The organism is Legionella brunensis (genome assembly GCF_001467025.1).
GTDB classification, from domain to species: Bacteria; Pseudomonadota; Gammaproteobacteria; order Legionellales; family Legionellaceae; genus Tatlockia; species Tatlockia brunensis.
Genome location: NZ_LNXV01000011.1, coordinates 174,817 through 197,923, shown reverse-complemented (window position 1 = coordinate 197,923; position 23,107 = coordinate 174,817). Strand labels below are relative to the sequence as shown.

Sequence of the window (23,107 nt, the reverse complement as noted above, 5' to 3'; positions counted from 1 at the left end):
TTTATAAGCGTTCTCAGCCTGTTTCTTACTTTACTTTGTGTCAAAGTACAAATGCTCCTCTTTCCAGGTAACTTGGATAGTGTCACCGGGTTTAAATTGACCAGTTAGCAAAGCTTGAGCTAGGGGATTCTCAAGTTTTTGTTGAATAGTGCGCTTTAATGGCCTTGCTCCATAGACTGGATCAAATCCTGCTGCCGCTAAATGAGCCAGTGCATCAGGGCTAACATGCAAGGAAATATTTTGCTGCTGCAATCGCTCTTGCAAAAAGCCAATTTGAATAGAGGCGATGGTTGCAATCTCTTCTTTTCCTAAAGAATGGAAGACAACGGTGTCATCGATTCGATTGATAAATTCAGGACGGAAATGTTGACTCACAATATCCATGACAGCAGTTTTAATTTGCTCATAAGTTAACTTACTCCCCATGTCGTGAATGAGAGAAGAGCCTAAGTTAGATGTCATTACAATAACTGTATTGCGAAAATCAACAGTTCTGCCTTGGCCATCCGTTAAGCGACCATCATCAAGCACCTGTAAGAGAATATTAAATACATCACTGTGCGCTTTTTCAACTTCATCGAGCAAAATAACGGAGTAAGGGCGACGACGAACTGCTTCGGTGAGATAACCTCCTTCCTCGTAGCCTACATAGCCAGGAGGCGCTCCAATGAGTCTTGCAACGGAATGCTTTTCCATGAACTCAGACATATCAATGCGTACCATTGCTTCTTCGGTATCAAAAAGAAATGCGGCTAGAGCTTTACATAGCTCTGTTTTGCCGACGCCAGTTGGACCAAGAAATAAAAATGAGCCAATTGGACGTTTCGGGTCGGACAATCCAGCGCGTGAACGGCGGATGGCATTAGCGACAGCATCAACTGCTTCGTTTTGACCAATTACACGTTTGTGGAGAGCTTCCTCCATATGTAATAGTTTTTCTTTTTCACCTTCCAACATTTTGGAGACAGGAATACCTGTCCACTTGGAGACAACTTCCGCAATTTCTTCTTCAGTAACCTTGTTACGCACTAATTTAGTTTCACTGGCTTCAGTTGCGGTCACCTGGGTTAACTGCTTCTCAAGCTCAGGGATACGGCCATACTGCAGTTCAGACATGCGTGCCAAGTCACCTGCTCGTCGAGCAGTTTCCAGCTCAATCTTGGCTTGTTCTAGCGACTCCCTAATCTGAGTGGCTCCTTGCAAAGTGGCTTTTTCTGCTTTCCAGACTTCCTCAAGATCCGAATAATTCTTTTCGAGTTCATCAATTAATTCTTCTAAATCCTCTAATCGTTTTTTAGAGGCTTCATCACTTTCTTTCTTAAGTGCTTCTCGCTCAATCTTTAATTGGATTAGACGTCTGTCCAACTTATCCAGGCTTTCTGGTTTAGAATCAATTTCCATCCGAATCTGGCTCGCTGCCTCATCGATTAAATCGATTGCTTTATCAGGCAATTGTCTATCAGTGATGTAACGATGAGACAAGGTAGCTGCTGCTACGATAGCTGGGTCAGTAATATCGACCCCGTGATGTACTTCATAACGCTCATTTAAGCCTCGCAGTATGGCGATTGTATCTTCAACACTGGGTTCATCGACCAATACTTTTTGAAAGCGACGTTCTAAAGCAGCATCTTTTTCGATGTATTGACGGTATTCATCTAAAGTTGTCGCTCCAATGCAATGTAATTCCCCACGAGCCAGGGAAGGTTTCAACATATTGCCGGCATCCATAGCCCCCTCGGCTTTACCAGCACCAACCATGGTGTGTAATTCATCGATGAAAAGAATAATTTGTCCTTCTTGTTTCGCTAGATCATTGAGAACTGCTTTTAAGCGTTCTTCAAATTCACCACGAAATTTAGCTCCGGCAATGAGAGCTCCCATATCTAAAGATAATAAACGTTTATTTTTTAAACCTTCTGGAACTTCACCATTCACAATCCGTTGTGCAAGCCCCTCAGCAATTGCTGTTTTACCAACTCCTGGTTCACCAATGAGTACAGGGTTATTTTTAGTACGGCGTTGTAGGACCTGGATAGTTCGGCGAATCTCATCGTCACGACCAATGACTGGGTCTAATTTTCCTTGTTCAGCGCGTTCAGTTAAATCAATCGTATATTTTTCCAATGCTTGGCGTTGTTCTTCGGCATTGGGGTCATTAACAGTTTCACCCCCACGAATATCATTAATTGCTTTTTCCAAAGCTTTCTCATCGGCGCCAGCCTGTTTTAATAATCGAGAAAGAGAGCCATCTTCATTAATAGCTGCAAGAATAAATAATTCGCTTGAGATATAACTGTCTTTGCGTTGTTGCGCTAATTTATCCGTTAAATTTAATAAGCGTCCAAGCCCATTGGAGATGTGAATCTCACCACCAGTGCCTGAAACTTTAGGTAATTTATCTAAAGCCTGATCAACTAAATTACGTAGCTGTGACAGATTTACGCCTGCTTTTGTCAATAATGGACGGCAACTGCCTCCTTGTTGATCAAGCAACGCTTTCATAAGATGTTCAGGTTCAATAAAACCATTATCCCGACCTAAAGCCAATGATTGTGCATCAGCCAGAGCCATTTGAAATTTTGAGGTAAGCTTATCCATCCGCATGACATGAACCTCTCTTAAAATGATTGTTTAAAATACTTCATACCTGCCGTAAAATGTGGGTTCATTTATAAAAATCAAGTGGTAAAAATACAAATGAATGATACTCCAGCAAACGAGACCCCTGATTCACAGGTACTGTTAAATCAGATAGTTATTGAATACATGCGCGAACAAAAGCGCCAACGACGTTGGCGTTGGGTCAAGCGTGCTCTTTTCTTTGTCCTCTTTGTTTTCATAATTTATCAGATATATACCTATAGTGAGGAAGATAAGAGTTTGCGAATTAAACCGCATGTTGGTCTGATTGATGTGATTGGAACAATATTTGATACGGATGCTGCTAATGCTGAGAATTTTGCAAAAGGGTTGGATTCAGCCTACAAAAGCAAGGGTTTAAAGGCGTTGATAATTCGTATTAATAGCCCTGGTGGAAGTCCAGTACAGGCAGATTATATGTTCAATACTTTGCAATATTACCGCCAGAAATACCCTGGAGTTAAAACCTATGCAGTCTGTGTAGATATGTGTGCCTCAGCTGCCTATTACGTGGCTGCAGGAGCGGATGAAATTTATGCTAATCCATCCAGTATCGTGGGCTCAATCGGGGTATTGTACAATGGCTTTGGTTTTGTCGATGCCCTGCAGAAATTGGGCATAAGTCGACGTCTGCAGACAGCGGGTAAAAATAAAGGATTCCTAGATCCTTTTTCTCCTGAAACCCCGCAACAAGCACAATTACTCCAAACCATGCTTGATAATATTCACCAACAATTCATAGCGAAGGTAAAAGAAGGACGAGGGAGTCGTCTTAAAATTGATGATGATACATTTTCGGGGCTTTTCTGGACTGGCGAACAAGCAAAAGAAAGAGGTCTCATCGATGACTTTGCAAGTAGCGGTCAGATAGTTCGCGATAAAATGCAGCTTGAGAAAGTCATTGACTATACCTTCAAGGAAAGTGTGCTTGAGCGTTTCTCTAAAAACCTTGGTACAGCGCTCGCTGATCAATTACCTACGGCTTTAGGTTTAAAACCCGGTCTGAGAGCTCAGTTGGAATCTAAAATATAGGCAACGAAAATAGAAAGGTTGGCACGAGTCCGAGTACTGGATATGCTCGGACTCTGGAATTTAACTAGCGTTTAACCACTGGCATTAATGTTTGTAATAGAGATTTAAACACTTTAGGTGTTCCTGCGGCTACATCCCCTTGCTTCATATAGTCTTCGCCACCTTGCAAACTACTGATCATGCCCCCGGCCTCTTTGATCAATAATGCACCGGCTGCGATATCCCAGGGGCGCAAGCCAAACTCCCAAAATCCATCTAATCGTCCACTTGCCACATAGGCTAAATCAAGTGCAGCAGAGCCGGTTCTACGCACCCCAGCGCATTTTCCTATTAACGCTTCAAAAGTGGGCAGATATCGTTGTGCTAATGTGAGGTTACGAAAAGGAAAGCCAGTACCAAGTAGTGCTTCAGATAATTGGGTTTTCTTCGATACACGAATACGACGGTCATTCAATTGAGCTCCTCGTCCGCGACTCGCTGAAAAGCATTCATGTCGTAGAGGGTCATAAACTACTGCATGTTCAATACGATTTTTTACCCGATGCGCGATAGATACTGAGAAAAAAGGAAACCCATGCAGATAATTAGTAGTGCCATCTAAGGGGTCAATAATCCAAACGGAGTCTGCATCATCATTATAAATACCGCTCTCTTCAGCAATAATACCATGATCGGGGTAAGCTTTATGGATAGCAGCAATAATTGCCTGTTCAGCCTTGATGTCTACTTCACTAAAGTATTCTTCACCATTTTTAGCGGTAACCTTTAGGCGGTCGATTTGCTCCATATGACGGAGAATAATGTCGCCAGCTAAGCGTGCGGCAGTGATGGCAATATTTAATAATGGTTGCATGGGTTTGCTCGTTTCCACAAAAGTCAGCGATTCTAGCACATTTTTTTTTGTACAGAGAGAAGTCATTGCTGTATAGTTGCAATTATTAAAAAGACAACTCTATGAATTGTTATTTCCTGCGTAATAGAGATATTGTGCAAGGCATTAGCTTTGGCTCAAAATGACCGATCTCTATAAAGGGAGTCCTTTACTGCTTGAGATGGCAATTTGATGTAATCCGGTACAATTGATCTTATTATGAATTTTTCAGCAATCCGCATAGTGTTAATTGCTACTTCTCATCCTGGCAATATTGGTTCTACAGCCAGGGCATTGAAAACGATGGGATTTCGCAAACTTTACTTGGTTTCCCCAAAATCATTTCCTCATCAAAAAGCCTACGAGATGGCCGCTGGTGCTGATGATGTACTGGATGAAGCAATTGTTACTGACTCCCTTGATGAAGCTCTAAAAGGATGTCAATTAGTTTTCGCAACGAGCGCCAGACCCCGTGGGATTGCCTTGCCGGGTCTAACCCCATCAGAGAGTGCTACATTAATTGCAGGGAAATCAGACCAAACCGAAATTGCTATTCTTTTTGGACGTGAACATGCTGGTCTAACAAATGAAGAGCTATTGCGTAGTCATTATCATATTAATATTCCAAGTAATCCTGAATATAGTTCGCTTAATCTTTCTCAAGCTGTGCAGATTGTCGCTTATGAATTACGCATGAAATTATTGTCCCCCATTGCTGAAGTGGAGTTGAGTCCCCACGATCGTCTGGCGACTGCGGATGAGGTTGAACAATTTTATGAGCATTTGAATGTTGTCATGTCGGCAATAAGGTTTCTAAAACCGACTCGACCTACAAGACGTTTACTACAACGAATTCGTCGCATATTTAATCGTGCAAAATTGGAGTATATGGAAGTCACTATCTTGCGCGGTATCTTAAGTCATGTCCAAAAGGCTTTGAATGGCAAATAAAATAGACTTCTTTCCAACCGTTAATGAATCAGGGAACTGCATCAATGATACGGTACACAAATCCCCATGTACTTGCGTGTACACCCCGGTTCTGTGCGCCAAATCTCCTCACTCTTCCCTCGCTTCAGTGAGTTTGAAAAGAAGTCTGATGCATAATTTGTTTGAAGTAGTGTATATAGTTATTTATGGACAGATGCAACAATACAATAGGAGTTAAAGGATGAGTAACTTGCCTATTTACTTGGATTATATGGCTACCACCCCCGTGGATCCCAGGGTAATTGAGAAAATGATTGCTTATTTAGGCCCGGAGGGGATTTTTGGTAATCCTGCGTCTAGAACTCATATTTATGGCAAAAGAGCTGCTGAGGCGGTTGAGTATGCCCGCCAACAAATAGCGGACGTTATCCACGCATCAGCTGCAGAGATAGTTTTTACTTCCGGTGCAACAGAAGCTAATAATCTGGCTATTCTTGGGGCTGCGCATTTTTATCAGCGTAAAGGGCGCCACGCCGTGACTATGAAAACAGAGCATAAAGCAGTCCTTGATACTTTTCATCAATTGGAAAAAGAAGGCTTTGAGATTACTTATTTAGAGCCACAACCCAATGGGTTGCTTAATTTGGATGATTTAACCCATGCGCTTAGAGAAGATACGTTGTTAGTCTCTATTATGCATGTCAATAATGAAATAGGCGTGATTCAGGATATTGCATCGATTGGTGAGTTTTTGCGTGGCAAAGGTATTATTTTTCATGTTGATGCAGCACAGAGTGCTGGTAAATTAGAAATAGATTTGAATCACTTAGCAGTGGATCTAATGTCTTTTTCTGCCCATAAAAACTATGGCCCTAAAGGAATTGGGGCTTTATATGTTCGGCAGAAACCAAGAGTACGGTTACAACCGCAATCGTTTGGTGGTGGTCATGAAGGTGGTTTGCGCTCTGGTACTTTGGCAACCCACCAAATTATGGGAATGGGTGAGGCGTTTTTCTTGTCTGAAGCTTCACGGGTTGAAGAGCAGGCGCGCATCCTACATTTGCGCCAACAATTGTGGGAGGGAGTGAAGCATCTTCCCGGTGTGCGTTTGAATGGTCATGAGCACCAGCGGGTTGCTGGGAATTTGAATTTGACATTTGCAGGAGTGGATGGTGATTCGCTTTTGTTAGCTTTACGCGAGTTAGCCATTTCAACAACCTCTGCTTGTGCTTCAGCAAGTCTGCAGCCTTCCTATGTTTTAAGAGCTTTAGGTTTGGATGATGAGCTAGCTTATAGCTCAGTACGCTTATCTTGTGGTCGTTTTACCACGGAAGAGCAGATAAAGAAGGCTATTAATATAATTTGTCGCCAGGTTGGCCGTTTGCATGAAATATCACCACTATGATGTATAATGAACTAGTAGAATTGTGTTTTTTTGAGCCCAAACACGTCGGAGTTGTTGATTTATCGGAACCATTCAGCGTGCATTATCGTGGTGGTGAAGCAGGGCGAGGCGATGTTTTTGATTTCTATCTACTCTGTAATGAGCAGGGACATATTCTTAAAGCTCGTTTTAAAGCTTATGGTAGCCCATATTTGGTCGCTGCAGCAGAGTTAATTTGCCAACGCCTGGAAGGTAGTAATATTAATGACCATCCTCAATGTGATTATTCTTGGTTGGTGGAGCAATTAGAAATACCTAGAACTCGATATCCAGTTGCATTACAAATTGAGGATGGTTATCGAGAAATTATAGTAATAATGAAAACTAAGCTACAGGGGGAAAAGAATGTCTGAAGTGATGCAACATGTAAGTAATGTAGTTGCTGGGGTTTCTTTAAGTGAAGCGGCTAAGCGCCATATCTTATCTTATCTTGATAAGCAGAACGAAGTTAAGGGTATTCGCTTATCTGTGAAAAAGACTGGTTGCTCGGGATTATCCTACGTTGTTGATTATGTAAAGACCCCTCATGAAAACGATATAGTGCAACCAATAACAGAAAACTACCAACTTTGTATTGATAAAGCCAGCTACCCCTATCTTAAAGGCATGAAGGTAGATTATGTGAGACAGGGGCTAAATTATAAATTTGTTTTTGATAATCCCAATCAAAAAGGACAATGTGGTTGTGGTGAAAGTTTTACTGTAGATGAGTTTTAATATTAATGATTAAACGCTATTGAAGGCTTTCAATAGCGCCTCCTTCTCGCGCTCAAATGCCATATGCCCTTTTTCTCTTTTTTGTCGGGTTTAAGTCATTTCACTCAAAATTCTCAGCATCGAAATACTCCTTAATGTAAAGAAATTGTAAAAAAATAGTACGAATGACTCTGAAATGCGTTGTTCGTGCAAAAATTGCTTGAAAAAATCCTCAATTTTCCTTAAGCTTCCCTTAAGAAATGAATATCAATAAGACAATGTTTACATACTTTGTGATATTTGATAGTATATCGAGCATGATAGTTGGTCAATGACTGACTAATTTAAAAATCAGTTTTATTTTGGATGTAGGAGAGGATAATGAGTGCAGTTATGCAACAAGTTGAACAATATAATGAAGCGTTAACCCAACAAGTTGTTGGTGCTGTTAAAGGTTATTTAAATACTGTTGGCGGTAAAGACAATAACCTCAACCTGTATCAATTGATTGTTGAAGAAGTTGAAGCGCCTTTATTTCGTACAGTAATGGAATTAACACGTTATAACCAATCAAAAGCTGCTAGAGTTCTTGGTGTTAGCCGTGGTACTTTACGTACTAAATTAAAGCGTTACTTTGATGATGAATTTATTGGTACGCGTGGATAATAAGCATACCAGTATTTAGGTATGCTTAAGAGCAAAATGCCCAGCTGTTTCGACCACCTGGTCTTTCACTGGGCATTTTGCTAATATTGATTCAAAGTCGGTCAGGCAATCGCTTTTTGCTTCGCGCAAAAGGAGGAAAGTCCGGGCTCCATAGGGTAAAGTGCCAGGTAACGCCTGGGAGGCGCGAGCCTACGGAAAGTGCCACAGAAAATATACCGCCTTTAATTGTAGTTATCGCTACAAATAATAGGTAAGGGTGAAATGGTGCGGTAAGAGCGCACCGCGCGATTGGTAACAGTCGTGGCAGGGCAAACCCCACTCGGAGCAAGACCAAATAGGAATCCAGCTAGCTGAAAAGCTTGCGCGTATGGCCCGTACGGGATTCGGGTAGGTCGCTTGAGGCATGTGGTGACGCATGTCCTAGATGAATGATTGTCCAAGACAGAACCCGGCTTATCGACCGACTTTTCTTATAATATTCAGCATAGTTCATCGAAGAGCTATTGTGAAAATCTATGCCTTTTCTCCTCCCACTTGATTATCGCGATAACTAGTCTTACTATCGCGCTTTCTAATGGCTGAGTCTTGACCATGATGCTATGTATTGATGTTGGTAATTCCCACATTTATGGTGGTGTGTTTGCCGGAGAAGAAATTCGTCTGCGATTTCGGCATACCTCACAGGTAAGTACTTCTGATGAGTTGGGTATTTTTCTTAAATCTGTATTACGTGAGAATCAGTGTTCGCCAGAGGCAATTAATGAAATTGCTATTTGTTCCGTAGTACCTCAATTAGATTATTCATTAAGGTCGGCTTGTGTTAAATACTTTTCCGTAGATCCTTTTTTATTGCAAGCAGGTGTAAAAACCGGCTTGAATATCAAATACCGTAACCCAGTTGAAGTAGGGGCAGATAGAATTGCCAACGCGATCGCTGCAACGCATGCTTATCCGGGTAAAAATATTATTGTGATCGATTTTGGAACGGCAACCACGTTTTGTGTAATCACCGCACAAAAAGCCTATTTAGGTGGGGCTATTCTGCCTGGGGTTCGTCTATCGGTTGATGCTCTTGCTACAAAAACAGCAAAATTGCCTGCTGTGGAAATTGTAAGAACGGAACAAGTCGTTGGGCGGTCGACTATTGAGAGTATTCAATCCGGGGTGTTTTATGGGGCATTGGGTGCTTGCCGCGAATTAATAACTCGCATTAAACAGGAGTCGTTTATAGGTCAAGAAGTTTTGGTCTTGGCAACAGGGGGATTTGCCTCTTTATTTGATAAGCAAGGTATTTATGACCATCTTGTTCCTGATCTAGTATTACAAGGTATCCGCTTGGCAGCGGCTTTAAATATTTAATTGATTATGCCTGCCGTCATTCGTTAACGCAATTTAGAATGACGGTGTGATTTAAATTGAAAGAAATAGTGACACTTTTTTGCAGTAACTCAGTTGTAATTCTGTTTTATTCGAAGCACTAAATTTTATTACGCAGAAGCAGAGCAGTCTTAGAGCTTATTAGTTAGTAAGCTCTGGATTGAATGCGCTTAATTTGTCCATTGTGAATTCAATATCGGTATTTTTATTTGCAAAAGACAACTTTGCCTTCTTTTTAGTAAAAAAAATGCATTCAGGGGTTGACGCTTGGGAAATAGTGTTTCTATAGTGTATAAAAGTGGGTTAAAATATAAAAAAGTGGAGAATTGTGGGAAAGCTTTTTTAAGCGAGCCACAAAGAGAAGATTATGTTTCGTGGAATCAATGCCATCACAATTGACGGAAAAGGCCGTCTTGCAGTGCCAACGCGCTATCGCGATGCGTTGGTCGGAGGCAATGATAAGGCGCCCTTGGTGGTGACAATTGATACTGAAGAAACCTGTTTGCTGCTTTATCCTGCGGCTCAATGGCAAATCATTGAAGATAAATTACAAAGTTTGCCTAGTTTTAATGCTGCAGCCCGTCGAATTCAGCGATTACTGATAGGGCATGCAACTGATGTGGAATTAGATAGTAATGGGCGCGTGCTGCTCCCTCCCTTATTGAGAGATTATGCCCACCTCGATAAGCGGGTAGTAATGATTGGGCAAGGTAATAAGTTTGAGGTTTGGGATGAAGCATTGTGGCAATCCAGACGTGAGAAGTGGCTAGCTGACGAAGCATCTGGTGAGGGTGGCGGATTGCCTGATGAAATGAAAACCTTTTCTTTGTAATGGAAATAATGATGACAACGCACCAATCTGTATTGTTGCATGAAGCACTAGACGGCTTAGCTATCAAGGCAGATGGGATCTATATTGATGGGACTTTTGGCCGAGGTGGTCATAGTCGCGCTATTTTGCAATGTTTATCAAATTCTGGAAAGTTGCTTGCTATTGATAAAGATCCAGAAGCAATTGCATATGCGCATCAAAATTTTGCCGATGACAAACGTTTTCATATTTATCATGGTTCATTCGCGAAACTCGCTGAATTTGCTAGAAAAGAAAATGTTTATGGACGAGTCGATGGAATTTTATTGGATTTAGGTGTTTCTTCACCGCAACTTGATAATCCGGCTCGTGGATTTAGCTTTATGCAGCAAGGTCCTTTAGATATGCGCATGGATCTGGAGCAAGATTTAAGTGCTGCACAATTTATTAATGAAGCAGAAGCCGATGAGATGGCTGCAATCTTCAGAGAATATGGGGAAGAGCGTTTTGCTGGCCGTATAGCTCGAGCAATTGTTTTAGCAAGAGCTGTATCACCAATCGAAACTACCGAAGCTTTAGCTGAAATTGTTAAACAAGCTAATCCTCGATGGGAAAAGCATAAACATCCAGCTACTCGAGTATTTCAGGCCATACGTATTCACATCAATCAAGAGTTGGGTGATCTGACGACAGCTTTGAATACAGCAATTGATGTTTTAGCAATTGGTGGACGCTTGGCAGTAATTAGTTTTCATTCTTTGGAAGATAGGATTGTTAAGCAATTTATGCGTGAACAAGAACAGGGAGATAGACTCCCGCCTGGAGTACCAGTGCGATACGAAGAGATAAAAACAAATTTTAAAAAAGTTGGTAAGGCGATAAAGGCAAGCAATGACGAAGTTAAACAAAACGTCAGAGCTCGTAGTGCAGTTTTAAGAATAGGGGAGAAAATAGCATGAACGCAGCAGCCAGAGCGATTCATCAAAGCAATCTTTTTAGTGGACATTTATCAGATATGCGTCTCTCAAAGCATCTTTGTTTCATCTTATCGCTATTACTTGCTGTTTTAGTTAGTGCATTGGCTGTTGTGTACGTCACTAATGAACATCGCATTAGCTTTAGTGAGTTGCAACGCCTGGAACAGCAATCTCAGCAATTGCAGTTACAATGGGGGCAATTGTTATTGGAGCAAGCCAGTTTGGCAACACCAGGTAGGGTAGAGGAACTTGCAGTCGAAAAACTGCAAATGAAATTGCCTGCCGATAAAGATACTTTTGTGTTGCAAACACGATGAGTGCTCGAGGAGATAAGGCACGATTAATCGTTGTGTCCTGTTTTTTTGTCATCTTGCTAGGAGCTCTTTTGTGGCGAATGCTTGAGTTGACAGTTTTACATCGTCAATTCTTGCAAGGCCAGGGTGATGCCCGCAGTATTCGGACTGTTGATATTCCTGCCCATCGAGGAATGATAATAGATAGGCAGGGAACCCCGCTTGCTGTCAGTACACCAGTACAGTCAGTTTGGTTAAATCCTCAAGTTTTTTCTCCTGATGCTAAGCAACTAGCGGAATTATCAAAGTTAGTGGGAATTCCTGCTAAAACTTTGCTGGCTCGAGTTAAGCGGGCAAGGGGTCGAGAGTTTCTCTATTTAAGTCGTCAATTACCTCCTATGTTAGCTAAAAAGATTGAGCAGCTTAAGATTCCAGGTGTTAATTTCCAACAAGAGTTTAAACGTTATTATCCCGCAGGAGACAATGCTGCTCAGCTTATAGGTTTTACTAATATAGATGATATTGGTATTGAGGGTTTGGAGCTTGCTTATCAAGATTGGTTGATGGGAGTAAATGGCAAAAAACGTGTATTAAAAGATCGCATGGGGCAAATCATTGAAGAGCTTGGAGTGCTAAAAGAACCACGTCCAGGACATGAACTTGTTTTAAGTATTGATAGCCGCATACAATATCTTGCCTATCATGAATTACAAAACACATTGCAAAAATTTGCTGCTAAATCAGGTTCGGTTGTAGTAATTGACACGACAAACGGTGAGATCCTCGCTGCAGCAAATGCACCATCATTTAATCCAAATGCTCGTGCACATTATACTCGCGATAGCTATCGCAATAAAGCGATTACAGATACTTTTGAACCTGGCTCGGTAATTAAGCCTTTTAGTATTGCCAGCGCGCTTGGCAGTGGCCTTTTTAAACCAGATACCATTATTGATACAAGACCTAGCTGGATGATAGTGCATGGTCATACTATTCGTGACGTGCGTAATTATGGCGTCTTGGATGTTACGGGAGTTCTGCAGCACTCAAGCAATGTGGGTGTGACTAAAATGATTTTGCAAAGTCCTCCTGAGCAATTAATTGGCTTGTTTCGTCGAAGCGGATTTGGTCAGCGAACAGAAAGTGGTTATCCTGGCGAAAGTGAGGGTAATATTGTTGATGTCAAAGATGCCAACCCTTTCGTATTAGCCACTTTGAGCTTTGGCTATGGTCTATCAGTGACAGCTTTGCAGTTAGCTAAAGCTTATCTTATTTTTGCTAATAAAGGTCGAGCCTTACCGGTCACTTTATTGCATAATCAGGCAACGACTTTAGGTGAGCAAGTATTGGATGAAAAAACAGCTGGTGAAGTTTTGGCAATGATGGAGGCTGTGCTTGGAAATGAAGGTACAGGAAAATTGGCACGAGTGCCGGGATATCGAGTTGCCGGCAAAACAGGTACGGCGCGTATTGCTGGAAAAAATGGCTATGAAGCAAATCGCCATATCGCAAATTTTGTGGGTATAGCCCCTGTATCAAATCCACGATTGGTTGTGGTTGTAGTTATTCATGAACCAACGAAAAACAGTTATTATGGGGCAGCGGTAGCGGCTCCTCTTTTTGCACAGGTTATGTCTGGAGCGTTACGAATCTTAGAGGTTCCTCCTGATAAAACGACGATGTGAGGTTATCAATGAAGCTAGCTGAATTAATGCGCCCCTGGATTGATGTGGTTCTACCCGATTGTGAAATCTTGGGGTTGCATAACGATAGTCGACAAATAAAGCACAACTTCATTTTTTTTGCTTATCCTGGTGCTCAAACTGATGGTCGTCTGTTTATTCCCCAAGCGGTAACAGCGGGTGCTTCAGTTATTATTTATGAACCAACTAATTGGCCAAATAATTGCCAGCTACCACAGAACATAATTTGTGTTCCTTTTCCTGGGGTTGCAAAAAAGTTGGGAGAAATCGCCAATCGCTTTTATAGATACCCAACCAAAAAATTGGCTGTAACTGGCGTTACAGGTACCAATGGAAAAACAACAATTGCTTATCAATTGGCGCAAGCCCATAGTTTAATGGGAGTGGAATCGGCCTATATTGGTACGCTAGGGCAAGGTAGAGTACCTGAATTAGAACTTCTAGGAAACACAACACCAGATGCACTTTGCTTGCAACATTTGCTAGCAGAATACCAACAAAGTTCAGTCAAACAGCTTTGTATGGAGGTATCTTCTCACGCTCTTTGTCAACAACGAGTGGATGGTATTGATTTCCAACAAGCAATTTTCACTAATTTGAGTCATGAGCATTTGGATTACCATCTTACTATGGAGGCCTATGCAAAGGCTAAAACTTTATTGTTTGCGAGGCCAACTTTAAAGTGGGCTATTATTAATCAAGATGATAAATACCACCAATTAATGAAAGCTGCAATTACAGAAGCATCTTGCCAAACTCTTAGTTATGGTATTAAAGAAGGTGCTGATGTAAGAGCTTTTGATTGGAGTGTAGGTTTAACGGGGACAAGTTTTGCCGTGACTTCTCCATGGGGAGAAGAACAATTAAAAATAAATGCCTTAGGATTTTTCAATATTTATAATGCTTTGGCAGTATTCTCGAGTCTTTTAGTTAGTGGCTACCCTATTGCTAAAGTTGTTTCAGTAATGGCTAAATTACAAGCAGCCCCTGGACGTATGGAGGTGGTTGCCCATGAGCCTTATATGATTGTTGATTATGCCCATACTCCCGATGCTTTAGAGAATGTGCTAGCTACTTTAAGCAAGGTAAAAAAGGGTCGTATTTTAGTTGTCTTTGGCTGTGGAGGCGATAGAGATAAAACTAAACGGCCATTGATGGGAAAAATTGCCAGTCAATATGGAGATATCGCGATCATTACCAGTGATAATCCACGTAATGAAGATCCCATGACTATCATCGAAGAAGTGGAGGCAGGGATAACAACCTCAGCAAATGTTCTTAAAATTGCTGACAGAGAGCAGGCCATTGCAAAAGCACTCAGTTTAGCTACTAAAGATGACATTATTTTGGTTGCTGGCAAAGGTCATGAGGACTATCAACAAATTGGAAATGTTCGGCATCCTTTTTCTGATCAGGCGGTTATAAAACGATTAACGAGTAAACTACCTGTCTGAGCCTCTAACTAAAGTCTGGATTTCGCAGGACTCTCACCTTCTTAAATCTATTTAGAATAGGCACTTCATGGCAATGTAGCGACACGATGTATTTTTGAACACTAGGGATCTAAAGAAATCGTCAATAATTCAGAGTCGTCATCGGGTTTGTTTGATACACTCGGTGAGTGTAGCGTTAGTTTACCTAAAGATGAAGTGGCTGAATTCTTATTTATTTTATCGAGCGTATTTTGAAGATGTTCTATTCTTTGTATGGATTTAACAATTTCCTCCATTCCGTCAAGCAATTTGGGGAATTCTTTATGAAGTTGAGGATTAATTTTTAGCTCATAAATAATGTTTTCTGAATTTGTTTTGATAGTATGATAGCTTGCATTGTTGTTAATTACTCCTGGGATATAGTTTGAAATTTTTTCAAATAGTTTCCCATTTTTTCCTTTAAGACTCTCGAAAAATAGCTTTTTCTCATTTAAATTTGACTGAAGCTTTGCAGACTCGTTTTTCTTGCTATTCAATATTTTACTGACTTCGCTGGTGTTATAGAATATTTTAAAATACTCTTGCAGTTTATTATTTATTGCATGCAGATCTGCTTTTTGGCTTGGATGTACTTGAGTTGGATCAAGAAGCTTTAACATGATAAGGTTTGCCTCAATAAAATAATCTTTCAAACCCTCTATATCTTTTGTTGAGAAATTTTTCGTTTGATCAATCAATTGATGCAACTTTTTTAATAAATTCAGCTGTACCTTATCAAATTTGTTGATAACTTCTCTGGGGTCAATCCCTGGAGCAGAGCTTTCTATGGCATTTATAATTAATCTCTGCAGAGAATCACATAGTAGATTTTCTTCTTTAAGAATATTAACTTCTCGCATTAAAGAAGGTGCTTGGTATTGTTTGCAGCGATCAATTAGAGGTCCAAGTCGGTCAGATAAGTTATTAAATATGCTTTTAAATTTATCAATGTTAGCCTTGTAAATAGATAAATATTGTTCAACTTTTTGTAATCTGCTTTTTTGATCAAGTGTTTCATCACCTAAAATGAGCAAAAGATCAGACTTTAATGTCTCTAGTGAAAAGAAGGGTTCTTGAAGCAAGAAATCTTCATATAGGAAGTTGAAAAAGAAGGACTTTGCATACTGGGTATAGTTTTTTGGGGGGACTGTTTCTGTGGTGCGTGTTGAGTCATAAGTTGTTGTAAAACCAATGATAGCTTCTTTCATTGCTTCAATACTAGAGAGTCCCACAGTAATGGCTTTAATTTCATCAGGAATATCGGCCATTAAACTATTAAGTGAATGGGCGATAGTTGGTATTCTTGATTCCTTAAAGCATATTATGTGTTGTCCAGTTCGAGACGTTAATCGTAGGGGATCCGCCCATAATGAATAATGAAATACATTAGGTTGCTTCAACTTTTTATTATGACTTACCATGTTATTTTCGTGATTTGAGTGAAGTCCTGGACTATTAAAAGTTCTTACATGAATTAATTGTTCGTCATCTTTTTCAGCACTGGCTCTTTGCCCAATATAATTTGCCATATAGCCGCCCAATGAATGTCCAGTTAAGACAATATTACGATTTGGCCACTGTTTTCTGACAGCGAGATAGACGTTATAGGCTTCTTCTTGATATTGTTTTCCTGTAGCTCCTGTTAAACCAATTTTCACATCCTCTAAAACATCTTGATAAACGTAGGAACCTCTATAGGCAATTATAATGGGCTCATTATTATTTTCTGGCTCTAGTGGTACAAAAACACCGTACCCTAAACCAGGATATTCATTTAATCCGGTGTCATGTATTGTTCCAATCCCTTTAAAACTTTTGGCAGCGTATACTCTGTATTGACTATTCAAGATGCTTTTCTCAAGTTCTTTTTCCTGAGGATGAGGATTGTTAGATTGGTTTTTCTGATCAGTAATCTTCTTAGCGGGACTAAGTTCCGCATAATCAGCATAGACATACTCGCATACGTTGAGGAGAAGCTCGATCGTGCAGTTACTAGGCATATTGTCATCAAAAAACGAACGCATTGTTTAAATATAGATCATTTTTTGGGGGTCAATGATTTTTTTATAAATTGTTTATTCTAGAGGCCAAGTATGTGTAATAAATTGTTATCGACATTTAATGTTTTTGCATAAAAATTAAAATCATGACGGTTTTGATGGGCTTTCCGCAAATTTAAGAAAGCTATTTCAAGATTAGTTGCACTCTTTAAAAGGATGGTTTCATGGGCAGGGTTATAAAGTGACAATACATATTCTTCCCAGGTTTGTTCACAGTTGAAGAGGGGAGCGTTATTAGCCATTGGTAAAATTGTTTCTGCATGGGGTAGTTTGTAGGCTGAATGCAGCTTTCGACTTATCATCCTCACGGCCTCATATTTAGCTTCGATGCTATGGCCGGCAATGTGAGGCGTGCATAGACTGGCATAACTAACAGTTTCTCGACTCACCGATGGTTCACTACTAAAGACGTCTGTACAATAGAGGAGAGGCAGATTTAAGCGGAATAAGTCGCTTTCATTAACAATTCCACCTCGAGAGGCATTAATAATAGCGCAATAAGGTTTTAACTGCTTTAGTACCTTGTTATTCATTAAATTGAGACTAGGGTATGGGGGAATTGTATGCAAATTGGCATGTATAGAGATTAGATCACATGTCATAACAGCCTCTATCGGACAACTGATAAAGCGGCTATCTCGTTCGGCTTTAGGAGGATCATAGCATAGTACTTGCATGCCAACTGCTTTAAGTCGTTTGACAACTTTTTCACCTACTTCGCCAATACCAATGACTGCAGCTTTAGTGCCTTGAAACCCTTTATGCCGCTTTAAAAAGGCAAGGCTTGCAATTACATAGTCGGCCACTGCAGTTGCATTGCTACCTTTCGCATCAATCAGTTTAATACCACGAGTTTCAAGATAATGCTCATCAATATGATCAGTCCCACTACTGGCTGTAGCAACATAGATTAACGAAGAATTTTTTAATAGGGTTTCAGTAACTCTCAGGGTAGATCGACAAAGCAAAATCTGTTGATCTTTTAGTAGAGCAGGGAGCTCTTTAACATTGTGGTATAAGGTTAATTCAAATGGATTTGGGAAAGCGGTAAGTAATCCAGGTAATGTAGCGTCAGCAAGTATTTTCATAAATTAAACAAAGCACGTATGGCTGCAAGAGACCATTGAATAGGGGGATTAATAAGCCAGGCCAAAACGCCTGTAAGCATCAGGATCAGTAGAATAATAAATCCTAATGGTTCCATTTTCTGATATTGATACGCCTGTTTTCGGGGTAAGAGGCTTGCCACAATACGACTACCATCCAAGGGAGGAATAGGAATTAGATTAAGGTAGGCTAGTAGTAAGTTAATAATTATTCCTGCCCTGGCAGCAAGTACTAAAAACAAGGCAATATTGGATGATTGAAAATTTAAACTGGCTCCCAGTTTAAGTAAGCCTGCCCATAATAAGGCCATTACTAGATTTGACAAAGGGCCTGCAGCGGTGGCCAAAGCCATGTCTCGCCGTGGGTTACGAAGTTGCGATGCGTTAATAGGGACGGGTTTTGCCCAGCCAAATACAAAGTTAAATTGAGTTAAGACCAAAACAGCAATAGGCACAATTATAGTACCCACAAGATCGATGTGACGAATAGGATTAAAGCTTAAACGTCCCAACATTTTTGCTGTGGTATCACCGAGACGATAAGCAACCCAAGCGTGGGCTGCTTCATGAAAGGTTATGGCAAATAGGACAGGAAGTAACCAGATAGCAATTTGTTGGGCTGTGGTTAGTTCGAGCATGCCGATTCACTAAATAATAAAATTAGCCATTCTAGCGGATAGTAAGGTTTCTACTCAAGGGTAGATGGGCAAAATGTTATGTCCGATAGCCAAATTACTTGGTAAAGCTTAAAACAGAAAATCCTGAGCATTACCTGATTACCTGAGAGAAGATTTCGATAAATCTGATAAAAATTCTTTTACTTCCGGATCAGCCTCTGAGATATTATCTGGCGTAAGCGGGATTTTCGTTTTATCGGATGACTCTACGGATTCAGAAGAATTCGTAAGCTTTTGCTTCTCTAATACAGAACGAGAAGTTTCTATAAAAGACCATTTAGCTGGTTTATCTTTAGGTATTTCTTTCATATTATACCCCTTTACTTTAATCGGTTAATTTTATCACACAGTGGATAAAGTTAATAACCGATGCATCTATTAAAATTTTTCTTAGTATATTTAGCGAATTAGATCATTGCCTAGTATGTCTTCTCTATTTTAAGATCTAAATTCTCATAACTAATCGCAAAACCTTTTTGAGTTAATGGTCCAAAATATTCGTCAGTAGAGCGGGTAGGTTTATCAAAATATAGCTCGCCATTAGGATCTGCTTTAGTATTAATGTTCTCTTTTTTAATCCATTTTTGCATCATCTCATCATTATAAATAGTGATCGTTTTGCTCTGCATATCAATTGAAGCAAACATAGTTAGTTCTCTGGTTGGGCTATTATTGTCATACATAGCCACACTAATTTTGCCTTTACTTATTAATTCATCTTGATTTAATGACTTTATAAATTCTCCAGGCACAGCTTGATGGGAACCTAAAAGACCCTCTGTATGCTCATATCTCCCTGTTTTTTCTCCCCGACCATATGCCCACTCGATAGAAGAGGAAACCTCAGTTGAGATCGCTGTAATAACCACCTCTCCATAGCGACTGGCAGCCTCTCTAAGCTCATCTGGTTTTAGTTTGGTTTGATCATGCAGGAAATGTGGATAACCGCCAAGTTTAAGTCCTTGTTGTTCAAGTATCTGCATTATTCTTTCTTTGACTAGTAAGGCTTCTTCATAGGTATATTGAGAGTATTTTTTGGGATCAAGTTCTGGATTTTGCAGAAATGGTTTCAATCGGTCAGCATTATGATGGATTAGCTCATTCCATTGAATCGCTTTTGGGGTACGTTGTTTCAAGGTATCCTCTATATTTCTTAAACAGGTACCTTTACCAGAGGCAACTCCACCTGTGGTAAAGATTGCTATTCCTTCATCTTTTTTAACAGGTTCGAGAGGGGTCATTGTTTGATCAATACAGAGATTATCAATTACGCCGTGTACTTCTGGTGCTATTATCTTTCTGGCCTCACGAGTATAAATAATTGCCATGGCACTTTGCGTACAAACTGCTTTCAACAAATCCGTATCGCTAGACCAGGGTTTCTTGCCCGAAAGATCAGAATAAAAAGATTTTAATATCTCGTGATCTTTAGAGGTAAAAAAATCAGATTTGGGTTCTTTATTTTGGCTTAATTCATTAAAAAAATTAGAAATCTCAATTTGAGATACCTTGTATAATTCAAGACATTTTTGCTGAATTTCCTTATCGTTAAGGTTTTTTTGTACCAAAGTAAATGCTCTGCCAAATGTGTCTGCCTCATCGTCAACGGAGCGATCAAGTTTTATAGTGGCCTGTAATTGGGCAAGGATTTCATGTTCAATAAGCCTTTCTGGACGGATGCACACGAGATTTCTAACAAACTCCTTGGGAAAAGCGGCAATGCATTCTTTTAAAATAGCTAAATCTAATTCACTATTACAGGAAAATGAAGAAGATAATATAGTGAAATCTACTGCCTTAACTTTTTCTTTTAAATTAATTTTTTGTTTTAACTCATGTGTTTCCACAAAGAATTTGGGCTCAAATGGCATGATTGATGGCTTTTTGTGGTCAGTATGTATTGTAGTAGGTCATTAATTTTCTATTGTCAAATGAGTCCTTGAAGGTGGGTATATTAAAACAAAGAATCATGGCTCTGCTTTGTAATTTGATCTAATTGTAGAATTTTACGTGCTCTTCCTATATCATCGAAAATTTGCATTTGGGCTGGAATCTTGTATAAATTACAGCATTCTTTAATGTTGGCTTTTTTTTCATTACTACTCTTTCTTCCTGGCATCATGAAATTGCCAGTCATCGATCGAGATGAAGCTCATTTTGCGCAAGCAAGCCGACAAATGCTTCAAACTGGTCAGTATTTTCAAATTCGTTTTCAAGAAAAAACACGTTTTCAAAAACCACCGGGCATTAATTGGTTGCAAGCTGCGAGTGTTAATTTATTCAGTAATTCTGAGACCTCTCAAATTTGGCCATACCGCGTTCCCTCTATTTTAGGGGGCTTGTTTTCAGTTTTATTGCTTTATTTTTTTACTCGGAATTTTGTTGGTCGACGTGCAGCCTTATTGGCTTCAGCATTATTTGCAACCTCATTGTTGCTCATTATTGAAACACACATGGCTGTGATAGACGCCTCTTTATTGTTCTCTGTTTTACTAATGCAGGGTGCTTTATGGTATTGCTATGAAAGGGGGACTACGAACCAAAAGGTGCATTGGGGATGGGCATTATGCTTTTGGTTTGCAATGGCTTATGGAATGGTATTAAAAGGAGTGACTCCCTTAGTAGGTGCTTTAACAATTATTGCGCTTTGTACTCTAGAGCGGCGAATGGATTGGCTTCGTGGTTTACGGGTTTATCGTGGGTTATTACTTTTTATAGTACTGACATTAGCCTGGCTATTTATGGTTAATGAGGCAGAGAACAGTAATTATCTCATGAAGATGTTGCATAAGGATTTATTGCCGAAATTACAAGGTGGACATGAGTCTCATGGCAAACCGCCATTATTTCATCTTTTGATTTTACCATTAACTTTTTGGCCTGCGTCTTTATTTTTATGGCTTGGAGGCGTTTACGCCTATTGTCATCGGCATGAGAAAATCGTTAAATTTTTATTGGCCTGGCTTTTACCAACGTGGCTGTTTTTTGAGATTATGCCCACGAAGCTACCCCAGTATATTTTGCCGACCTTTCCGGTAATTGCTTTGCTTTGTGCTTTAGCTATTGTAAATAATAAACCAGCCAAGACTCCTGGGAAATGGGTGCATTTTTTGCAAATAATGTGGGGAATTTTATCAATTGGTTTGGCTTGTGGCCTAGTTGTTCTTCCTTACTTAGTATCTCAACAAATCCCTGCTATTAGCTTTATACTTTTGGGTGGGATAGCGATGATGACGGTTGTCTGCGTCTATTTTTCATGGCATGGAGCTTATCAGCGGGCAAGCATTGCTGTTCTTGTTACCGCTCTATTCGCCTATCCTTTAATTTTTTCAAAACTATTGCCGCAAATGGAGCCGTTGTGGCTGACATATAACGTGACGAAGTTAATCGAAAAAAATGAAATATCAGACAAAAAACCCCTGTTGGTAGTAGGATTTGAAGAGCCAAGTTTAGTGTTTAATTTTAATACTAAATTGGTGAAGTTTCTTGACAGCACTAGTGCTGAAGAAGCAGTAAAAAACGATGCTACACGTTTAGCCCTAATTAACCCTACTATTTTAGACTCATGGAAAAGAGATGGACTTCAATTATCTATTAAAGCTCAGACTACAGGATATAATTACACTAAGGGGCGTTGGCTTGAGCTTGTTCTTGTAACGCAACAAAAGGAGAAACACTAATGTCGCCATTTGATCGCTTACTGGCAATTATGACCAAGCCTGGTGTAATGATAGGTTATGTTGGTTTGATAGTTTTGTCTTTTTTATATTTTGACAAACCAATCGCTGAATATTTTTATAATTTTGATGTGAGAAAGCACCTGGCTTTAATAGGTTGGATTACCAAATTAGGATTAGGTGTTCTCTATATGTCCCTGTTTTTTATTTTGGCAGTTTTCTTTCGTTATATTCGTACTAATCGTGAATGGGAAGCACGCGCATGGTTCCTCTTTATGTGTGTTGTTATACCTAATGCTATCTGTGTATTTTTAAAAGTATTATTTGGACGTGCGCGCCCCAATTTATGGATACATAATGATCTGTACGGTTTTTATGGTTTACAGTTCCATGCACCATTTTGGTCTTTTCCGTCAGGTCATACAACTACCATCATGAGTGTAGTATTTGGATTAAGTATTGTATTCCCACGCTACTGCTATGCATTGCTCTTAACTGGGATTACTGTAGCAATGTCTCGAGTGTTGTTAACCCATCATTATTTGAGTGATGTATTAGTTGCAGGATACTTATCCCTACTGGAAATAGGTATTTTGCTTTGTTTTTTACGTCGCAAATCTTGGCTGGCACCTGCCTGGGTACATGCAGTATAATACAAAAATTTTGATTTAC

At 39.9% G+C, this 23,107-nt stretch carries 21 protein-coding genes and 1 other RNA gene; 15 read left to right on the top strand and 7 right to left on the bottom strand.

All coding sequences use genetic code 11. The annotated features are described in order from the left end of the window. Positions 1-30: 30 nt before the first annotated feature. Positions 31-2,607, bottom strand: coding sequence for an ATP-dependent chaperone ClpB (gene clpB / locus Lbru_RS07715; protein ID WP_058441609.1), 2,577 nt, complete (start codon positions 2,605-2,607; stop codon positions 31-33). Positions 2,608-2,700: 93 nt separating this feature from the next. Between clpB and Lbru_RS07710 the strand changes: the two genes are divergently transcribed. Next, a complete protein-coding gene (locus tag Lbru_RS07710; RefSeq protein WP_058441608.1) occupies positions 2,701-3,675 on the top strand; it encodes a S49 family peptidase in 975 nt (324 codons plus the stop codon). A gap of 64 nt (positions 3,676-3,739) precedes the next feature. Here the strand turns inward: Lbru_RS07710 and Lbru_RS07705 are convergent, their stop codons facing one another. Continuing rightward, a complete protein-coding gene (locus Lbru_RS07705) occupies positions 3,740-4,528 on the bottom strand; it encodes an inositol monophosphatase family protein (RefSeq protein ID WP_058441665.1) in 789 nt (262 codons plus the stop codon). 237 nt (positions 4,529-4,765) lie between these two features. Here Lbru_RS07705 and Lbru_RS07700 point away from each other — a divergent pair, with 237 nt between their 5' ends. The 12 genes from Lbru_RS07700 (at position 4,766) to Lbru_RS07650 (ending at position 14,897) form a co-directional block, all read left to right on the top strand. Then, positions 4,766-5,497 (top strand): RNA methyltransferase, encoded by a 732-nt coding sequence (locus Lbru_RS07700; protein WP_058441607.1) that lies wholly within the window; start codon positions 4,766-4,768, stop codon positions 5,495-5,497. A 220-nt stretch (positions 5,498-5,717) separates the two neighbouring features. After that, entirely contained in the window at positions 5,718-6,881 is a 1,164-nt protein-coding gene (locus tag Lbru_RS07695; RefSeq protein ID WP_058441606.1) for an IscS subfamily cysteine desulfurase, read from the top strand. Beyond that, entirely contained in the window at positions 6,878-7,273 is a 396-nt protein-coding gene (locus Lbru_RS07690; RefSeq protein ID WP_058441605.1) for an iron-sulfur cluster assembly scaffold protein, read from the top strand. Before Lbru_RS07695 ends, Lbru_RS07690 begins: the two co-directional genes overlap by 4 nt. Beyond that, positions 7,266-7,637, top strand: coding sequence for a HesB/IscA family protein (locus tag Lbru_RS07685; protein WP_058441604.1), 372 nt, complete (start codon positions 7,266-7,268; stop codon positions 7,635-7,637). The genes Lbru_RS07690 and Lbru_RS07685 overlap by 8 nt, the downstream gene beginning before the upstream one ends. 360 nt (positions 7,638-7,997) lie before the next feature. After that, positions 7,998-8,282 (top strand): helix-turn-helix domain-containing protein, encoded by a 285-nt coding sequence (locus Lbru_RS07680; RefSeq protein WP_058441603.1) that lies wholly within the window; start codon positions 7,998-8,000, stop codon positions 8,280-8,282. A gap of 93 nt (positions 8,283-8,375) precedes the next feature. Next, positions 8,376-8,754: RNase P RNA component class A (gene rnpB / locus Lbru_RS07960), an RNA gene on the top strand. A 119-nt stretch (positions 8,755-8,873) separates the two neighbouring features. Then, positions 8,874-9,641, top strand: a complete 768-nt coding sequence (locus tag Lbru_RS07675; protein ID WP_058441602.1) for a type III pantothenate kinase — start codon at positions 8,874-8,876, stop codon at positions 9,639-9,641. 385 nt (positions 9,642-10,026) lie between these two features. Next, on the top strand, positions 10,027-10,491 hold the full coding sequence (gene mraZ, locus Lbru_RS07670; protein ID WP_058441601.1) for a division/cell wall cluster transcriptional repressor MraZ: 465 nt from the start codon (positions 10,027-10,029) through the stop codon (positions 10,489-10,491). An 11-nt stretch (positions 10,492-10,502) separates the two neighbouring features. Beyond that, positions 10,503-11,429 (top strand): 16S rRNA (cytosine(1402)-N(4))-methyltransferase RsmH, encoded by a 927-nt coding sequence (gene rsmH / locus Lbru_RS07665; protein WP_058441600.1) that lies wholly within the window; start codon positions 10,503-10,505, stop codon positions 11,427-11,429. Beyond that, the gene (gene ftsL, locus Lbru_RS07660) at positions 11,426-11,764 is read left to right on the top strand and encodes a cell division protein FtsL (protein WP_058441599.1); all 339 of its coding nucleotides are present in this window, start codon (positions 11,426-11,428) and stop codon (positions 11,762-11,764) included. The genes rsmH and ftsL overlap by 4 nt, the downstream gene beginning before the upstream one ends. Beyond that, positions 11,761-13,425, top strand: a complete 1,665-nt coding sequence (locus tag Lbru_RS07655; RefSeq protein WP_058441598.1) for a peptidoglycan D,D-transpeptidase FtsI family protein — start codon at positions 11,761-11,763, stop codon at positions 13,423-13,425. The genes ftsL and Lbru_RS07655 overlap by 4 nt, the downstream gene beginning before the upstream one ends. An 8-nt stretch (positions 13,426-13,433) precedes the next feature. Continuing rightward, positions 13,434-14,897: a UDP-N-acetylmuramoyl-L-alanyl-D-glutamate--2,6-diaminopimelate ligase gene (locus Lbru_RS07650; protein WP_058441597.1), complete on the top strand. Its 1,464-nt coding sequence runs from the start codon at positions 13,434-13,436 to the stop codon at positions 14,895-14,897. A gap of 101 nt (positions 14,898-14,998) precedes the next feature. On the opposite strand, the gene Lbru_RS07645 is transcribed toward Lbru_RS07650, so the two are convergent. The 5 genes from Lbru_RS07645 to Lbru_RS07625 form a co-directional block, all read right to left on the bottom strand. After that, on the bottom strand, positions 14,999-16,915 hold the full coding sequence (locus Lbru_RS07645) for a Tle-like phospholipase domain-containing protein (RefSeq protein ID WP_058441596.1): 1,917 nt from the start codon (positions 16,913-16,915) through the stop codon (positions 14,999-15,001). An 80-nt stretch (positions 16,916-16,995) separates the two neighbouring features. Further along, on the bottom strand, positions 16,996-18,063 hold the full coding sequence (locus Lbru_RS07640; protein WP_058441595.1) for a 4-phosphoerythronate dehydrogenase: 1,068 nt from the start codon (positions 18,061-18,063) through the stop codon (positions 16,996-16,998). Then, complete coding sequence (locus Lbru_RS07635) at positions 18,060-18,719, bottom strand: site-2 protease family protein (protein WP_058441594.1); 660 nt, start codon at positions 18,717-18,719, stop codon at positions 18,060-18,062. Before Lbru_RS07635 ends, Lbru_RS07640 begins: the two co-directional genes overlap by 4 nt. A 138-nt stretch (positions 18,720-18,857) precedes the next feature. Next, the gene (locus Lbru_RS07630; protein WP_058441593.1) at positions 18,858-19,067 is read right to left on the bottom strand and encodes a hypothetical protein; all 210 of its coding nucleotides are present in this window, start codon (positions 19,065-19,067) and stop codon (positions 18,858-18,860) included. Between the two features lie 110 nt (positions 19,068-19,177). After that, a complete protein-coding gene (locus tag Lbru_RS07625) occupies positions 19,178-20,629 on the bottom strand; it encodes a DEAD/DEAH box helicase family protein (RefSeq protein ID WP_058441592.1) in 1,452 nt (483 codons plus the stop codon). A gap of 207 nt (positions 20,630-20,836) precedes the next feature. On the opposite strand from Lbru_RS07625, the gene Lbru_RS07620 reads away from it, so the two are divergent. Both Lbru_RS07620 and Lbru_RS07615 read left to right on the top strand, forming a co-directional pair. Next, positions 20,837-22,438 (top strand): ArnT family glycosyltransferase, encoded by a 1,602-nt coding sequence (locus tag Lbru_RS07620; protein WP_083500865.1) that lies wholly within the window; start codon positions 20,837-20,839, stop codon positions 22,436-22,438. Beyond that, positions 22,438-23,088, top strand: a complete 651-nt coding sequence (locus tag Lbru_RS07615) for a phosphatase PAP2 family protein (protein ID WP_058441590.1) — start codon at positions 22,438-22,440, stop codon at positions 23,086-23,088. Before Lbru_RS07620 ends, Lbru_RS07615 begins: the two co-directional genes overlap by 1 nt. Positions 23,089-23,107: the final 19 nt, after the last annotated feature.

Bases quoted from the DNA above. Each gene is read 5' to 3' on its own strand.
- Lbru_RS07635 (WP_058441594.1), bottom strand. From the start codon at position 18,719: ATGCTCGAACTAACCACAGCCCAACAAATTGCTATCTGGTTACTTCCT.
- Lbru_RS07675 (WP_058441602.1), top strand. From the start codon at position 8,874: ATGATGCTATGTATTGATGTTGGTAATTCCCACATTTATGGTGGTGTG.
- Lbru_RS07640 (WP_058441595.1), bottom strand. From the start codon at position 18,063: ATGAAAATACTTGCTGACGCTACATTACCTGGATTACTTACCGCTTTC.
- ftsL (WP_058441599.1), top strand. From the start codon at position 11,426: ATGAACGCAGCAGCCAGAGCGATTCATCAAAGCAATCTTTTTAGTGGA.
- Lbru_RS07695 (WP_058441606.1), top strand. From the start codon at position 5,718: ATGAGTAACTTGCCTATTTACTTGGATTATATGGCTACCACCCCCGTG.
- Lbru_RS07620 (WP_083500865.1), top strand. From the start codon at position 20,837: ATGTTGGCTTTTTTTTCATTACTACTCTTTCTTCCTGGCATCATGAAA.
- Lbru_RS07705 (WP_058441665.1), bottom strand. From the start codon at position 4,528: ATGCAACCATTATTAAATATTGCCATCACTGCCGCACGCTTAGCTGGC.
- Lbru_RS07615 (WP_058441590.1), top strand. From the start codon at position 22,438: ATGTCGCCATTTGATCGCTTACTGGCAATTATGACCAAGCCTGGTGTA.
- Lbru_RS07650 (WP_058441597.1), top strand. From the start codon at position 13,434: ATGAAGCTAGCTGAATTAATGCGCCCCTGGATTGATGTGGTTCTACCC.
- rsmH (WP_058441600.1), top strand. From the start codon at position 10,503: ATGACAACGCACCAATCTGTATTGTTGCATGAAGCACTAGACGGCTTA.
- Lbru_RS07700 (WP_058441607.1), top strand. From the start codon at position 4,766: ATGAATTTTTCAGCAATCCGCATAGTGTTAATTGCTACTTCTCATCCT.
- Lbru_RS07630 (WP_058441593.1), bottom strand. From the start codon at position 19,067: ATGAAAGAAATACCTAAAGATAAACCAGCTAAATGGTCTTTTATAGAA.
- clpB (WP_058441609.1), bottom strand. From the start codon at position 2,607: ATGCGGATGGATAAGCTTACCTCAAAATTTCAAATGGCTCTGGCTGAT.
- Lbru_RS07625 (WP_058441592.1), bottom strand. From the start codon at position 20,629: ATGCCATTTGAGCCCAAATTCTTTGTGGAAACACATGAGTTAAAACAA.
- Lbru_RS07710 (WP_058441608.1), top strand. From the start codon at position 2,701: ATGAATGATACTCCAGCAAACGAGACCCCTGATTCACAGGTACTGTTA.
- Lbru_RS07680 (WP_058441603.1), top strand. From the start codon at position 7,998: ATGAGTGCAGTTATGCAACAAGTTGAACAATATAATGAAGCGTTAACC.
- Lbru_RS07645 (WP_058441596.1), bottom strand. From the start codon at position 16,915: ATGCCTAGTAACTGCACGATCGAGCTTCTCCTCAACGTATGCGAGTAT.
- mraZ (WP_058441601.1), top strand. From the start codon at position 10,027: ATGTTTCGTGGAATCAATGCCATCACAATTGACGGAAAAGGCCGTCTT.
- Lbru_RS07685 (WP_058441604.1), top strand. From the start codon at position 7,266: ATGTCTGAAGTGATGCAACATGTAAGTAATGTAGTTGCTGGGGTTTCT.
- Lbru_RS07655 (WP_058441598.1), top strand. From the start codon at position 11,761: ATGAGTGCTCGAGGAGATAAGGCACGATTAATCGTTGTGTCCTGTTTT.
- Lbru_RS07690 (WP_058441605.1), top strand. From the start codon at position 6,878: ATGATGTATAATGAACTAGTAGAATTGTGTTTTTTTGAGCCCAAACAC.